Origin of the sequence: Pseudonocardia terrae (assembly GCF_021343995.1) — a bacterium.
GTDB lineage: Bacteria > Actinomycetota > Actinomycetes > Mycobacteriales > Pseudonocardiaceae > Pseudonocardia > Pseudonocardia terrae.
This window is the reverse complement of sequence record NZ_JAJTTE010000006.1, coordinates 149191-163547: the sequence shown is the minus strand read 5'-3', so window position 1 is coordinate 163547 and position 14357 is coordinate 149191. Positions and strand designations below refer to the sequence as shown.

The 14357-nt window shown below is 73.7% G+C and carries 16 protein-coding genes and 1 pseudogene; 7 read left to right on the top strand and 10 right to left on the bottom strand.

What is annotated here, in order from left to right; all coding sequences use genetic code 11:
* The first annotated feature begins 268 nt into the window (after positions 1-268).
* From LWC33_RS06180 to LWC33_RS06160, 5 genes are all read left to right on the top strand, one after another.
* On the top strand, positions 269-850 hold the full coding sequence (locus LWC33_RS06180; protein ID WP_233303248.1) for a dihydrofolate reductase family protein: 582 nt from the start codon (positions 269-271) through the stop codon (positions 848-850).
* Entirely contained in the window at positions 832-1167 is a 336-nt protein-coding gene (locus LWC33_RS06175) for a YciI family protein (RefSeq protein ID WP_233303247.1), read from the top strand. The genes LWC33_RS06180 and LWC33_RS06175 overlap by 19 nt, the downstream gene beginning before the upstream one ends.
* Entirely contained in the window at positions 1164-2336 is a 1173-nt protein-coding gene (locus LWC33_RS06170; RefSeq protein WP_233303246.1) for an RNA polymerase sigma factor, read from the top strand. The genes LWC33_RS06175 and LWC33_RS06170 overlap by 4 nt, the downstream gene beginning before the upstream one ends.
* A gap of 261 nt (positions 2337-2597) precedes the next feature.
* Positions 2598-4352 carry an aa3-type cytochrome oxidase subunit I gene (ctaD, locus tag LWC33_RS06165; RefSeq protein ID WP_233303245.1) on the top strand — a complete coding sequence of 585 codons (1755 nt, stop codon included), beginning with the start codon at positions 2598-2600 and terminating at the stop codon, positions 4350-4352.
* Between the two features lie 140 nt (positions 4353-4492).
* Positions 4493-4822: a hypothetical protein gene (locus LWC33_RS06160; RefSeq protein ID WP_233303244.1), complete on the top strand. Its 330-nt coding sequence runs from the start codon at positions 4493-4495 to the stop codon at positions 4820-4822.
* A 171-nt stretch (positions 4823-4993) separates the two neighbouring features.
* Here LWC33_RS06160 and LWC33_RS06155 read toward each other — a convergent pair whose 3' ends face one another.
* From LWC33_RS06155 to LWC33_RS06145, 3 genes and pseudogenes are all read right to left on the bottom strand, one after another.
* A complete protein-coding gene (locus LWC33_RS06155; protein WP_233303243.1) occupies positions 4994-6049 on the bottom strand; it encodes an FUSC family protein in 1056 nt (351 codons plus the stop codon).
* Between the two features lie 84 nt (positions 6050-6133).
* On the bottom strand, positions 6134-6448 hold the full coding sequence (locus tag LWC33_RS06150) for a carboxypeptidase-like regulatory domain-containing protein (RefSeq protein ID WP_233303242.1): 315 nt from the start codon (positions 6446-6448) through the stop codon (positions 6134-6136).
* Positions 6449-6501: 53 nt separating this feature from the next.
* A pseudogene (locus tag LWC33_RS06145) lies at positions 6502-7153 on the bottom strand (MFS transporter); the annotation flags it as partial.
* Positions 7154-7401: 248 nt separating this feature from the next.
* Between LWC33_RS06145 and LWC33_RS06140 the strand changes: the two are divergent.
* Both LWC33_RS06140 and LWC33_RS06135 read left to right on the top strand, forming a co-directional pair.
* Positions 7402-8103: a TetR/AcrR family transcriptional regulator gene (locus LWC33_RS06140; RefSeq protein ID WP_233303241.1), complete on the top strand. Its 702-nt coding sequence runs from the start codon at positions 7402-7404 to the stop codon at positions 8101-8103.
* Entirely contained in the window at positions 8100-9323 is a 1224-nt protein-coding gene (locus LWC33_RS06135; RefSeq protein WP_233303240.1) for a cytochrome P450, read from the top strand. The genes LWC33_RS06140 and LWC33_RS06135 overlap by 4 nt, the downstream gene beginning before the upstream one ends.
* A gap of 58 nt (positions 9324-9381) precedes the next feature.
* On the opposite strand, the gene LWC33_RS06130 is transcribed toward LWC33_RS06135, so the two are convergent.
* From LWC33_RS06130 to LWC33_RS06100, 7 genes are all read right to left on the bottom strand, one after another.
* A complete protein-coding gene (locus LWC33_RS06130; RefSeq protein ID WP_233303239.1) occupies positions 9382-10446 on the bottom strand; it encodes an LLM class flavin-dependent oxidoreductase in 1065 nt (354 codons plus the stop codon).
* An 83-nt stretch (positions 10447-10529) separates the two neighbouring features.
* On the bottom strand, positions 10530-11072 hold the full coding sequence (locus LWC33_RS35820) for a nitroreductase family protein (protein ID WP_233303238.1): 543 nt from the start codon (positions 11070-11072) through the stop codon (positions 10530-10532).
* On the bottom strand, positions 11069-11410 hold the full coding sequence (locus LWC33_RS06120; RefSeq protein WP_233303237.1) for a DUF6092 family protein: 342 nt from the start codon (positions 11408-11410) through the stop codon (positions 11069-11071). Before LWC33_RS06120 ends, LWC33_RS35820 begins: the two co-directional genes overlap by 4 nt.
* A gap of 48 nt (positions 11411-11458) precedes the next feature.
* Positions 11459-11662 (bottom strand): hypothetical protein, encoded by a 204-nt coding sequence (locus LWC33_RS06115; protein WP_233303236.1) that lies wholly within the window; start codon positions 11660-11662, stop codon positions 11459-11461.
* Positions 11659-12156: a DUF1707 SHOCT-like domain-containing protein gene (locus tag LWC33_RS06110; RefSeq protein WP_233303235.1), complete on the bottom strand. Its 498-nt coding sequence runs from the start codon at positions 12154-12156 to the stop codon at positions 11659-11661. Before LWC33_RS06110 ends, LWC33_RS06115 begins: the two co-directional genes overlap by 4 nt.
* Positions 12153-13649: a sensor histidine kinase gene (locus tag LWC33_RS06105; RefSeq protein WP_233303234.1), complete on the bottom strand. Its 1497-nt coding sequence runs from the start codon at positions 13647-13649 to the stop codon at positions 12153-12155. The genes LWC33_RS06110 and LWC33_RS06105 overlap by 4 nt, the downstream gene beginning before the upstream one ends.
* Positions 13646-14338 carry a response regulator transcription factor gene (locus tag LWC33_RS06100; protein ID WP_233303233.1) on the bottom strand — a complete coding sequence of 231 codons (693 nt, stop codon included), beginning with the start codon at positions 14336-14338 and terminating at the stop codon, positions 13646-13648. Before LWC33_RS06100 ends, LWC33_RS06105 begins: the two co-directional genes overlap by 4 nt.
* Positions 14339-14357 lie beyond the last annotated feature (19 nt).

Here is a 14357-nt window from a genome sequence, read left to right as displayed (position 1 = left end):
GGTCTCGGTCCCGGGTCGGAGCCGGCAGGACTATGGCGAGACGCGTCAGCCCGGCGTCGCGAGTCCGGGCTCGCGCGGCAATGACTCGTTCCCCGGAGAAGGCGCGGGGACGGTCCGGATCACCTCGCCGGCGGTGGTCGGAGACGCGGTAGTCGGGCCGGGACGGCGCGAAGGCCACGAGGCGAGTGTGATGCAGATCACTTTAGTGGGCTGTCCCCTCGCGAGACGGCGCTCGTCTCCCTGGTGACCGACCCACCGAGGAGACATCATGCACAAGGTCATCGTCGCCCAGTTCGTCACGCTCGACGGCATCGTCGAGGACCCGGACGGCTCGGGCGGCACCCCGCACGGCGGCTGGGCGTTCCGGTACGGACCCGGCCCCGTCTCCGGTGACAAGTTCCATCTGGGCGCGGTGCTCGACACGGGGGTCAAGCTGCTCGGGCGCACCACCTGGGAGTTGTTCGCGCGGATCTTCCCGACCCGGGACGACGAGTTCTCCCGGCGCCTCAACGCCATGGAGAAGCTCGTGGTCTCGACCACCCTGACCGACGTCGGCCGTTGGGCGAACTCGACCCTGCTCGACGGCGATCTGTCCGCGACGGTCCGCGACCGGGTCCGCCGCCAGGACGTCGTCGTCACCGGCAGCGCGAGCATCGTCGAGCAGCTGATCGCGCACGACCTCGTCGACGAGTTCCGGCTGCTGGTCTTTCCCACCGTGGTGGGCAAGGGTCGGCGGCTGTTCGACGGCGCGCACCTCGACCTGGACCTCGTCTCCAGCGAGGACGCCGGATCTGGTGTGCTGCGTCAGGTCTACCAGCGGAGGGGGACCCGGTGCGCTACGCACTCCTGATCCACGAACTGCCCGGCGCGTACGACGGGTTCGACGACGCGCAGCGGACGGCGATCACCGCCGAGTACACCGCGTTGCGCGACGACGAGCGGGTGCTGTCCGGGGAACGGCTACAGCCCGTCTCGACGGCGACCACCGTGCGCGCCGGGGGCCTGCTCACCGACGGCCCGTTCGCCGACACCAAGGAAGTGTTCGGCGGGTTCTTCCTCGTCGAGGCACCCGATCTCGACTCGGCGCTCGAGCTGGCCGGGCGGGTCCCGGCCGTCCGCCTCGGCGGATCGGTCGAGGTCCGGCCGCTGGCCGAGCCGGCCCGGTGATCGAAGAGATCTTCCGCGCGGAGTGGTCGCGGATCGTCGCCACGCTCGTCGGCTTCTGCGGGGACCTGCACGTCGCCGAGGACGCGGCGCAGGAGGCGTTCGCGATCGCGGCCCGGCGCTGGCCCGTCGACGGGGTGCCGGACGTGCCGCGCGCGTGGCTGGTCACCACGGCCCGCAACCGGGCCGTCGACATGCTGCGCCGCGAGCAGCGGCACACCGAGAAGCTGCGGACGCTCGATCCGCCGGACCAGGTCCTCGAGGAGGAGGCGGCCGTGGACGAGCCGACGCTGGTCGACGACGAGCGCCTGGAGCTGGTGTTCCTGTGCTGCCATCCGGCGCTGGCGCCGGAGGCGCGGGTGGCGCTGACCCTGCGCGCGGTCGGCGGGCTGGACACCGCGGAGATCGCGCGGGCGTTCCTGGTCACCGAGGAGACCATGAAACGCCGGCTCACCCGCGCCCGCTCCAAGGTCCGCGACGCGGGCATCCCGTTCCGCGTGCCGGACGAGGCGGTGTTGCCGGAACGGCTCGACACCGTCCTCGCCGTCCTCTACCTGATCTTCAACCAGGGCTGGGGCGACGGTCGGACGGATCTCGCCGCCGAGGCGATCCGGCTCGCCGGTCTCCTCGACGAGCTGTTGCCGGCGCAGCCGCAGGTCACCGCGCTCCGCGCCCTGATGCTGCTGCACGACTCACGGCGCGCGGCCCGGATCCGCGACCAGGTGATCGTGCCGCTGGCTGAGCAGGACCGCGCCCTGTGGGACACCGGCCAGATCGCGGCCGGCCGCGACCTGCTCGACCAGGCGCTGGCCCGGGGCGCCCGCGGGCCGTACGCGCTGCAGGCCGCGATCGCGGAGCTGCAGACCGCGGACCCGATCGACTGGGGCGAGGTCCGCCGCCTCTACGACACCCTGCTCGACGCGACCGGGTCGGCCGTGGTCGCCTTGAACCGGGCCGTCGCCGTGGCCGAGACCGAGGGGCCGGCCGCCGGGCTCGCGATCGTCGACGGCCTGGATCTCGGGAACTACCGCTATCTGCACTCCACCCGCGCCGAGCTGCTGCGCAGGCTCGGCGACCACGGCGCGGCCCGGGCCGCGTACGACCGGGCCATCGAGCTGACGACCACCGACCGGGAACGCCGCTTCCTCGAACGCCGCCGCGCCGAGCTGTGACCGCCGAGCCGGACTCCGCGGTGAGGCCGGCGTCGTCGGCGGCGAGGCTCATGCGTCGATCAGTGAACGGAAGGCGGCGTCGCCGCCGGCCCAGGCGTCCAGTGTGGGAGTGTCGACCTCTGTCAACCGCAACAAGGTAATCATTCGATCTCCTTACGGAGGGGATTTCAGCGGGTCGCTCGCCGATCGGCCCTATCCCGGCAGGTCCGGCCAGCAGTACGTTGACCTCCACCGAACCGGCCCCGCCGCCGAGGGGGATCGATGACCGCAGTTGCGCCGCGTCCGATCGAGACCCGGCCCTATCCCGCGCGCCGCACGGGCAAGGGGTCGACCGTCCTCAAGATGATCAAGACGACGGACCCCAAGGACATCGCGATCCTGTACATGGTCACCTCGTTCGCCTTCTTCATGGCCGGTGGCGCGATGGCGCTGCTGATCCGTGCGGAGCTGGCCCGGCCCGGGCAGCAGTTCCTGTCGAGCGAGCAGTACAACCAGCTGTTCACCATGCACGGCACGATCATGCTGCTGCTCTACGCGACGCCGATCCTCTTCGGTTTCGCGAACTACATCGTCCCGCTGCAGATCGGCGCGCCCGACGTCGCGTTCCCGCGGCTGAACGCCTTCTCCTACTGGCTGTTCCTGTTCGGCGGGCTGATCGTGCTGTCCGGGTTCCTCACCCCGGGCGGCGCCGCGGACTTCGGCTGGTTCGCCTACACCCCGCTGTCCGACGCGATCCACTCGCCCGGTGCCGGTGGCGACCTGTGGATCGCGGGCCTGATCGTGGCGGGGCTCGGGACGATCCTCGGCGGCGTCAACTTCATCACGACGATCATCTGCCTGCGCGCGCCCGGGATGACCATGTTCCGGATGCCGATCTTCACGTGGAACATCTTCGTGACGGCGTTGCTGGTCCTGATCGCCTTCCCCATCCTCACGTCGGCGTTGTTCGGGCTGCTGATGGACCGGCACCTCGACGCGCACGTGTTCGACCCGGCCAACGGCGGGGCGATCCTCTGGCAGCACCTGTTCTGGTTCTTCGGCCATCCCGAGGTCTACATCGTGGCGCTGCCGTTCTTCGGGATCGTCACGGAGATCTTCCCGGTGTTCAGCCGCAAGCCGCTCTTCGGGTACAAGACGCTGGTGTTCGCCACGATCGCCATCGGCTTCCTCTCGGCGGCGGTGTGGGCGCACCACATGTACGCCACGGGCGCCGTGCTGCTGGCCTTCTTCTCCTTCACGACCTTCCTCATCGCGATCCCGACGGGCATCAAGTTCGTCAACTGGATCGGCACGATGTGGCGGGGCAAGCTCACCTTCGAGACGCCGATGCTGTTCGCGCTCGGCTTCCTCGTGACCTTCCTCTTCGGCGGCCTGACGGGCGTGCTGCTCGCGTCGCCACCGATCGACTTCATGGTCTCGGACACCTACTTCGTGGTGGCGCACTTCCACTACGTCCTGTTCGGGACGATCGTGTTCGCGACCTACGGCGGGATCTACTTCTGGTTCCCGAAGATGACCGGCCGGATGCTCGACGAGACGATGGGCAAGTTCCATTTCTGGCTGACCTTCATCGGCTTCCACACCACGTTCCTGGTGCAGCACTGGCTCGGCAACGAGGGCATGCCCCGGCGCTACGTCGACTATCTGCCCACCGACGGCTTCACCACGCTCAACATGATCTCGTCGATCGGCGCGTTCGTGCTGGGGTTCTCGGTGTTGCCCTTCATCTGGAACGTCTTCCACAGCTACCGCTACGGGCGCGTGGTCACCGTCGACGACCCGTGGGGGCACGGCAACTCGCTGGAGTGGGCCACATCCTGCCCGCCGCCGCGACACAACTTCACCGAATTGCCGCGCATCCGCTCCGAGCGCCCGGCGTTCGAGCTCCACTACCCGCACCTGGTGGAGCGGATGCGGGAAGAGGCGCACAGCGGGGGACACGCGGCACCCTCCGAGCACGCCGCGCAGCGGGTGGGGCGCGAGCAGCAGCCGAACGAGGACCCGCGCTCGCGCTGACCACCCCGATCGACCCGACCAGGGCGACCGACCGGGACGACCGGGGACCAGGACGACCGGGGACCAGCACGAGACAGACGACCAGGACGGCGGCCCCGATACCCCGGAGCCGACGCACTCACAGTGTCGGGGAGGCGACGATGACCCTCGACGACCGGGGCGTCCGCCCGCTGACCTCGGGCGAGCGGCGGATTCTCGCCCGCCTCGAGGAGAGCCTGACGGGAGGCGCCGGCCCCGCCCAGAGCCCCGAGCCCGTCAGGAGCCCCGAGCCCGTTCGGAACCCGGACCTCGTCCGCGAGGCCGCGATGCACCGGGCGGACCGGGTGGCGGCGGTGGTCGGCCTGCTGATCCTCTGCGGCCTGACCGCCGAGGCCGGGTTCGTGGGCGGTCCGGTGCTGGCGCTCGGGGTGGGGGCCGCGTTCCTCTGCATGGTGCTGGCCTTCCTCCGGATCGTCTGCCGCCGCCGGTGACCCGGCTCGGCTGCCGCGAAGGCGCAACCGGGCCTTGCCTTGAACCACCCCGCCCGGTGATGTAGACCACAGGTGGGGGGCAGGAGGGGGTCGGCGGGATGGCGCCGGAGGGTGCCGGCGTCATCCCGCAGCGCCCGGCTCGATCAGCCCAGGCCCCTCACCCTCCGGCCGTCACTTTCCGGCTAGTTCGGTGAGCAGCCTGACGATGCGGCGCAGCGGGCGCCGGACGAGGCCGCCCAACGCTGAGTGGTCCGCCGCCGAGTGCGCCGCCACGGCCGTCGCGGCCTGCGTGAGCGCATCGCGGTCGGGGGTTCCTCGCAACCCGGCTGCGACCGCGGCGGCGAGCGGCGTCACGACGGCCCGGGTCCGCGGGGCCGAGGCGGCCCACCACTCGCAGGTGTCCGGGCGCCGGCCGAGCTCGACGACGTCGGCGACGTGGACCCGCACCAGCACGGTGACCTCCGCTGCGGCGGCGGCCGGCTCCACCAGCGCGGCCAGCTCGGCGGTGTGGCGCCGGCGCCAGAGCGGGTGCAGGCGGACCGCGCGCCGGGCGGTGGCGAGCTGGTCGGGGAGCCTGCGGGCGGCGTCGTCGCTCCGGTGGGTCCGGGCGGTCAGGCGGGCCGCCAGCTCGTCGCGCGCCGGGTCCGCCGGATCGGTCGGCAGATCCGCGGCCAGGAGCAGGTCCGCGGCCGCGCCGTCGGCCACCTCGTGGAGCGCGGCGACGAAGGAGCGCGCCGGGTTCGTCGGCAGTAGCAGCGGCGCGAGGACGACGGTCACCGCGGCCCCGACCGCCGTCTCCCACAGCCGCGCCACGGCGTACGACGCGGGATCGGCGTTGGCGAAGACGAGCAGCGCGGAGACCGCGACCTGGGTGTTCAGCGCATCGCCGATGCGCAGCACCATCCCGATGACCAGGGCCACGGCGAGTACCAGTGCCACCGTGAGTGCGGAGGGCCGCAGCCAGGCCAGCACCCCGATACCGAGGGCGAGCCCGGCCACCACGCCCACCAGCCGCGCCAGCGACACGTTGAGGGCGGAGCCCGGCGCGTCCCGGATGGCCACCAGCGGGACGATCACCGCGTAGACCGGGGGCTGCGTCGCGCCGAGCCACACGCAGACCTCCCAGCTGACCGCGGCGGCGACCACGATCCGCACGATCGACGGGCCCTCGCGGGGCAGGGCGGCCCGCACGGCGCCCCACGGGTGGACGTCGCGCAGAACCGGCACGTGCCGAGCAGACCAGGTGAGCGGGCCGCGGTCATCCCTTCCGGCGGATGGTTCACCCCCCGTGGCCACGGCGATCACCATCCGTCACTGCAGGAGGCGGCTCCTCAGCGGGGGGCGAGGGTCAGGTGCCGGACGGCGTAGCACCAGGTCGAGCCCGGTCCGGGCCGGCGCCTCCACGGCGGTGGCCTGCGGTCGGTGCCCGGTGCGGTTCGCGACCAGGACGTACCGGCCGGGACGCAGGCCGGTGAACACGAAGCCGCCGTCGGCCGCGCTGCGGGTGCGGGCGACCTGGATGCCTGCGCCGTCGGTGAGGGTGAGGGTCGCGTCGGACACCGGGCGCGCGGCCGTGCGGACCCGGCCGGCGACCTGCGCCGAGATCGTCCCGTCGGGCCCGGTCATCGGAGCTCACTCCCGACCGCGCCGGCCCGCGGGTCCTCGCGCGGACCCGCATCCCCCCACACGCCGAGCACGGCGACCGCGCCCGCGAACAGGCCGAGCGTGCTCCCGCTCGTCCAGCCCCAGTCGGCGCCCTTCGAGATGCCGAGGAGCAGGCAGAAGAGCGCCACGGAGATCCCGAGCGCGCCGAGCGCGTCGAACCGGCCGCCACCCCGCACCGACGACTCCGCGACGAGCACGAGCACCAGGACCGCCGCGACCGCGCCCAGCCCGCCGGAGACAGAACAGGACGTGCCAGTCCGTCTCCTCGGCCAGGAACGCCGCGGCCGGCAGCCCGAGCGCGCCGCCGACGCCGAGCGAGGCGCTCATCATCGCGGTGGCCGAGCCGAGGCGCTCCGCGGGCAGCTCGTCGCGCATGATGCTGATGCCCAGCGGGATCACGCCGGCGGCGAAGCCCTGCAGGGCCCGACCGACGATCGCCGGAACGAGCGAGTCGCTCAGGGCGACCACGACCGAGCCCACCACCAGCACGGCCAGGCTCAGCAGGAGCATCCGGCGCTTGCCGTACATGTCGCCGAGGCGGCCGACCGTCGGTGTGGCGACCGCGGCGGCGAGCAGGGTGGCGGTGACCACCCAGGCCGCGTCGGCCGACGTCGCGCCGAGGAGGGCGGGCAGGCGGGGGACGAGCGGGATGATCACCGTCTGCATGAGGGCGACGACGATCCCGGAGAAGGCCAGGACGGGCACGAGCGCGCCCGGGCGGGCACGGTCCGGCTGGTGGACGGTCACGGGGCTCCCCGGTCTTTCAATCACGTGTTTGAGCAGGAGCGCGACACGGGAGTGCGCTCCGCCACCAGCACGGCGGCGTTTAAATCACTCGGTTGACTCAGTCGTGCGGCGAGCGGTTCACTGGAGGAGTCGGGGATACGGACGACGGGGAGGACCGGGAGGACACCGTGACGCGCGAGACCGGCGGCCGGGCCGCCGCCACCCGGGAGCTGCTCCTCGCCACCGCCGAGCGCCTGTTCGCCGCGCACGGCGTGTACGCCGTGTCGAACCGGCAGATCGGCGAGGCCGCGGGGCAGGGCAACACCGCCGTCGTCGGCTACCACTTCGGCGGCAAGCAGGACCTGGTGCGCACGATCGTGCGCCGGCACGCCGCGGACGTCGAACGGATCCGCGCGGCGATGGTCGCGGAGGTCGCCGGGTCGACGGAGGTCCGGGACTGGGTCGCCTGCCTGGTGCACCCGACGACGGAGCACCTCGAGGCCCTCGGCAGCCCCACCTGGTTCGCCCGCTTCGGCGCGCAGCTCGCCACCGACCCCGCGCTGCGCGAGATCCTGGTGGACGAGTCGCTGACCTCGCCCTCGCTGCTGCAGGCCCTCGACGGCCTCAACGCCTGTCTGCCGGCGCTGCCCCTCGAGGTGCGCGCCGAGCGGGGCGACATGGTGCGCCAGCTCATGGTGCACGTGACCGCCGAGCGGGAGCGCGCGCTCGCCGACGGCACGGCCACCCCGCGCGCGACCTGGCGGGACGCGGCGACCGGCCTGGTCGACGCGATCACCGGAATCTGGCTGGCCCCCTGCACGCCGCCCGACGCGGTGCGGCCCGCGGATCCCGCCCGAACGCTCCCACCATCTGGAGGACCCCCGCAGTGACCTCAGCACGGCCTTCCGCACGCCCGTCCGACCGCCCGCTCACCCTGCGCCGGGACGGGTTCGGACCCGCCCCCGACCTCGCGGCCGTGCGGGCGCAGGAGGGACTGATCCAGGTCCCGACGCCGTTCGGGCCGCCCGCCTGGCTGCTCACCCGGCACGCCGACGTGCGGCGGATGCTGGGCGACGCCGACTCCTTCGCCAACGGCTGGACCCCGGCCGACCTCGACGACGGAGCGGGCGCCACCCGCGACCCGCGCCAGCTCACCGGCGACCGCAGTGGCAACCTGCTGGCCCTCGACCCGCCGGACCACACCCGGCTGCGCCGCATGCTGACACCCGAGTTCACGGTGCGGCGGATGCGCCGGCTCGAGCCGCGGATCGTCGAGATCGTCGATCAGCACCTCGACGCCCTGGAACGCCACGGCCCGCCCGCGGACCTGGTCGCGCAGTACGCCCTGCCCATCCCGTCGCTGGTCATCTGCGAGCTGCTCGGGGTACCGCCCGCGGACCAGGACGAGTTCCAGGCGCGCACCGGTCGCCAGCTCGACACCGGGCTGTCCGACGACGAGCGCACGCGCCTCGCCGCCGACTCCCTGGCGTACATGCAGGACCTGGTCGCGCGGGCCCGCCGCGACCCGGGTGAGGACATGCTCGGCATGCTCATCCGCGACCACGACGAGGACCTCACCACCGCCGAGCTCGTCGGGATCGCGAACCTGCTGCTCGTCGCCGGGCACGAGACGACGTCGAACATGCTCGGGCTGGGCACCCTCGCCCTGCTGCGGCACCCGGACCAGCTCGCCCTGGTGCGCGACGACCCCGACGCCGTGCCCGGCGCGGTGGAAGAGCTGCTGCGCTGGCTGAGCGTGGTGAACTCCGGCTCGCCGCGCCTGGCGACACGGGACGTCGAGATCGACGGCACGCTGATCCGCCGGGGCGACCTCGTGTCGTTCAACCTGCCCGCGGCCAACCGGGACCCCGCGCTGACCGACGACCCCGAGCGCCTCGACGTCACTCGGAAGGCCGGCACGCACGTCGGCTTCGGGCACGGCGTCCATCACTGCCTCGGCGCCCCGCTGGCCCGGCTGGAGATGCGGATCGCCTTCCCGGCGCTGCTGCGCCGGTTCCCCGGCCTGCATATCGCGTGCGCCGACGACGAGGTCCCCTTCGCCGTGCACAAGGCGATCTACGGCCTGGAGGCGCTGCCCGTCGCGTGGTGAGCGCCCCGGGACCGGGCCTGGTGACCGGGCCTGGTGGCCAGGCCCGAGTCACCGGTGGTCAGACCGCGATGCCGTCGGGCTGCTCGTCCTCGTCCGCGGCGAGCAGCTCGCGCACCCGTGGCGCGACGACAGTGCCGTAGAGCTCGATCGACTTCATCAGCTCGGCGTGCGGCAGCGGGCCGGTCGTGTACTTGAGGTCGAAGCGCTGCAGACCCAACGCGCGCACGGTGCGGGCGATCTTGCGGGCCACGGTCTCCGGCGACCCGACGTGCTGGGCGCCCTCCCGGACGTCGGCCTCGAACCGGGCGCGGGTCAGCGGCGGCCAGCCGCGCTCGCGGCCGATCCGGTCGAGCGCGATCTTCGCGTGCGGGAAGAGCGTGTCGACGGCCTCCTGGTCGGTCTCGGCGACGAAGCCGGGCGCGTGCACCGCGATCGGCAGTGGCTCGCGGCCCAGCTGCTCCAGGCTGCGGCGGTACAGCTCGGCGTAGGGGGCGAAGCGCGCCGGGTCGCCGCCGATCACCGCGAGGACCAGCGGGAAGCCGTACCTCGCGGCGCGGACCACGGACTGCGGGCTCCCGCCCACGCCGACCCACGCCGTGATCCGGCCGGACTCGGTCTTCGGGTAGACCTGCTGGTCGCGCAGCGCGGCGCGGACCGTGCCCTCCCACGTCACCGGGCCCTCCTCGAGGAGGTGGGCCATCAGGTCGAGCTTCTCCTCGAAGAGGGTCTCGTAGTCGGCCAGGTCGTAGCCGAACAGCGGGAAGGACTCGGTGAAGGAGCCGCGCCCCAGCGTGATCTCCGCGCGCCCGTCCGACACGGCGTCGAGGGTGGCGAAGCGCTCGTAGACCCGCACCGGGTCGTCCGAGCTCAGGACGGTCACCGCGGTGCCGAGCTTGATCCGCTCGGTGCGCCCCGCGATCGCCGCGAGCACGACCTCGGGCGCGGAGATCGCGTAGTCGTCCCGGTGGTGCTCGCCCACGCCGAACGCGTCGACCCCGACCCGGTCGGCGAGCACGGCCTGCTCCACGACGTCCCGGATCACCTGGGCGTAGGGCTTGCGGTCGCCCTGCCCGTCGACCGTCACGTCGCCGAACGTGTCCAGTCCCAGTTCCACCCTGTCCATGTGGCCCCTCCCGATCTCGTCGCCGACGGTACCGGAAACGATTGAGGGCTCAACCTTATGCCCGGGTCCCGGCCGGCTGAGGATCAGGGCACCCAGGTCGTGAGGTCCCGCCAGGTCAGCCGCGGGCGGGCGCGCATCGGCGCCGGGGTGACGGGGGCGGGATGCCCGAGGCACACGATCATCTCCGGCACCCAGCCCGCCGGCAGCCGCAGCACCACGCCGACCGCGGCACGGCTGAACGACGTGACGGGCCCCGCGCCGAGGCCGATCGCGTGCGCCGCGAGCAGCAGCGTGGCAGCGGCCGTGCCGACGTCGACGTGCAGACCCGTGGCGTCGGGCGGAAAGCCGAAGGCGGCGGCCCGCGGCCGGTCGGTGCAGATCGTGATCGCGGCCGTCGGGTGCTGCAGCATCCCGGGCGAGACCATCCGCAGCACGCGCAGCGTGGTCGGGTCGTCCGTGGCGACGAAGCGCTGCAGGTGCCGGTTGCCCGCCGTCGGGGCCCAGCGCCCGGCGTCGAGCACGGTCTCCAGGTCCTCCCGCGCGACCGGCTCGTCGGTCACGGCCCGCACCACGCGGCGGCTGCGGATCGCGTCGAGCACGGCCTTCCCCTCCGGCGTGCCGGTCACGGGGTGTCCGGGGCGAAGTGAGAGGTGAGGTGGCCGGCGAGGGCCCGGCACAGCTCGTCGAGCCCGGCGGTGTACTCCTCCCGGCCGTCGCGCGGCACCGCCAGCTCCGGCACGGCGGCCAGCGGCCCGGCCACGAACTCCGCGGTCGCGGCCGACGCCCGCGGCGCGATCGCCGCGCCCAGCCGGCGCGCGGCGGTCAGCAGCCGCAGCGGCCCGTACTCCGCGGCCTCGTCGATCTGCGTGCGGGCGGCGGTGACGAGGTAGGCGAGCAGTTCGAGCGCCTGGTCCTCGTCGAGCACGGGCGGGCTGACGGGGTCCTGTCCCTTCCTGATCTCCACGGGCCGGGGCTCGCTCGACGGGGCCGGGGGGTTACGGGGACGGTGGGATCAGTCGTCGTCGAACCGGTCGTGGTGGTGCCAGTAGTGGATCCCGGGGCCCGGCGAGGAGTCGGTCGAGGCGTCGGAGACCCGGTGCGTCACCGCCGCGCCGATGCCGCCGAGTGCCATTCCGGTGAGCCCACCGGCCGCACCCAGCCCGAGCACGGCGGCGGTCAGCACGATCACGGGCCGGGCCGCCCGGGCGGCGCTCACGCCGCCACCACCACTGCGCCGACGACCGCGCAGAGCAGGACCCACACCACGGCCCCGACCAGCACCGCGACGGCGGCGCGGCAGTGCTGCGCGGTCGGCCGGGCGGCCTCGGGGCCCCACACGAGCCGGTGACCGCGCCAGACCACGGACTCCCAGATCGCCGACCACGGCTCGACACCGGCGGCTCCGCCGGGCAGGTCGGTGAGCAGCGGGTCGAGCTCGTCACGGAAGCGGGCGGCGTACGCGGCGGCGGTCCGCTCCTCGGCTTCGGAGAGGTCGAGCCGGCCCTCGCCGACCGCGTCGTGCAGGCGCTTGACGACGCGCTCGCGCTCGGCGTCGGACGCCCGCGTGCGGGCGCCGTCGATGGCTGCGGTGATGTCTGCGGTGGTGTCTCCGGTGGTGGCCCCGCCGGACGTGACGCCGGGGAAGGCGATGGGCGTGGCCGCGGTGGCCGCCTCGGAGTGGTCCGGCGCCGGACCGGCGGGGGAGGTCATGGGACTCCCGGGGTCGTCGTTGCGGTGCCGCCCATGCTGGGGGCCGTCGGTGAGTCCTCGGTGTGGGCAGGTTCGGAGCCGGGTAAGAACCGGCCCGCGCCCACGGTGAAGCCCACGCACGCGCCGCCACCCTCGCGCGCCTCCGCGAACACTACGCCGTCGTGGCGTTCTGCCACGTCACGCACGATCGCCAGCCCGAGCCCCGAGCCGGGCAGCCCGCGGGCGGCCACGGCGCGGTAGAAGCGGTCGAACACCCGCTCGGCGTCCCGCGGCGCGATGCCCGGGCCGCGGTCGGCCACGGCGACCCGGCCCCCGCCCACGCGCACCTCGAGGTGCTCGCTGCGGCCCTCGTCGAACTTCGCCGCGTTCTCCAGCAGGTTGGTCACGGCCCGGTCCAGCGCCCGCGGTCGTCCCCGGACCGGCACGACCCCGTCCTCGACCAGCACCTCGATCCGCCGGCCGGTCCGGCGCCGGACCCGCTCGGCGGCCCGCTCCGCGACGGCGGCCAGGTCGACGGGCTCGTCGACCTCGTTCCCCTGCCGCGACAGGGCCAGCTCGACCAGCTCCTCGACCAGCTTGCTGAGCTCGCGGGTCTCGCCCTCGACGTCGTCGATCAGCCGGGCCCGTGCCTCGGGGGACAGCTCGTCGAGCCGCCGGAGCACCCGGGCGTTGGTCCGCAGGCTGGTCAGCGGGGTGCGCAGCTCGTGCGCGGCGTCCTGGACCAGGCGGTCCTGGGACTCGCGGGCCGCCGCGAGCCGGGCGAGCATCGTGGTGAACGAGGCCGACAGCCGTCCCACCTCGTCCCGCCCGTGCACCGGGACCTCCCGCTCGACCACCCCGCTCGCGCTGACCTCCTCGGCGATCCCGGCCAGCCGCACCAGCCGCCGGGTGATCCGCCGGGCGAGCAGCCACCCCGCCGCGGCGGCCACGAGCACCACCACGGCGGTGACCCAGAGGATGCTGATCGCCGTCCCGGCCAGGACGCGTTCGCTCTCGTCGGCGTCGGTCGCCACCTGCAGCGCGCCCTGCCCGTCGCCGAGCGCGGTCGTCAGCATGCGGTAGTCCGCGCCGTCGACGTGGACGTCGCGACTCGCCGTCGCCCCCGCGCTCCCCGACGCGGCCAGCGAGCGGTCGGTCGCGGACACCGGCAGCGTCTCCTCGCGGCCACCGAGGAACCGGACGGTCCCGTCGGGGTGCACGAGCTGGCCGACCAACGGCTGGTCGTCGTCGTGGCCGTGCTCCCCGTCCCCGGCGTCGCCGGTGTCGTACCCGCCGCCGTACCCGCCGCCGTGCCCGCGCCCCCGCGGCACCACGACGGGCTCGAGCACCTCGGTCTGCCCCGCCGCGACGGCCGCGGACGTCGCGCGCAGGGACCGGTCGATCTCGTCGGTGGTGCGATCCGACGCGGCTCGGTAGCTGAGGAAGCCGACCAGCCCGGCCACGACGACCGCGACCAGCGCGAAGGCGAGGGCGAACCGGGTCCGGAGGCTCATGCCGCACGCACCGTGTAGCCGACGCCGCGGACGGTGTGGATCAGCGGGGGAGCGCCGGCCGCGGCGAGCTTGCGGCGCAGGTAGCCGATGTAGACCGCGAGGTTCTTGGAGTCGGCGCCGAAGTCGTAGCCCCAGATCCGCTCGTAGATCGTGGCGTGGTCGAGGACGATGCCCTCGTTGCGGACCAGCAGCTCCAGCAGGTCGAACTCGGTCTTCGACAGCTGCACCTCGACCTCGTCCCACCACACCCGCCGGGCCGCGGGGACGATCCGCAGCGCCCCCGTCCACAGGGTCTCGGCCGCGCGCTGGGTGTCGCCGTGGACCGCGGCCCGGCGCAGCAGGGCCCGCAGCCGGGCGAGCAGCTCGTCGAGCTCGAAGGGCTTGGGCAGGTAGTCGTCGGCGCCGGCGTCGAGCCCGGCCACCCGGTCCGGGGTCTCGATCCGCGCGGTGAGCATGAGGATCGGCGTCTGGTCGCCGTCGCCGCGCAGCACGCGGCACACGGCCAGGCCGTCGACGCCCGGCATCATCACGTCCACGACCAGCGCGTCGAACGACTCCCGGCGGACGAGCGACAGCGCCTCCACCCCGTCGACGGCCGGGACCACCGCATAGCCCTCCAGCTCGAGGGCGCGCGCGAGGGATTCCCGGATCGCCCGGTCGTCGTCGGCGACCAGCACACGGCTCGGCATGTCCTCATGGTGCCCGGTC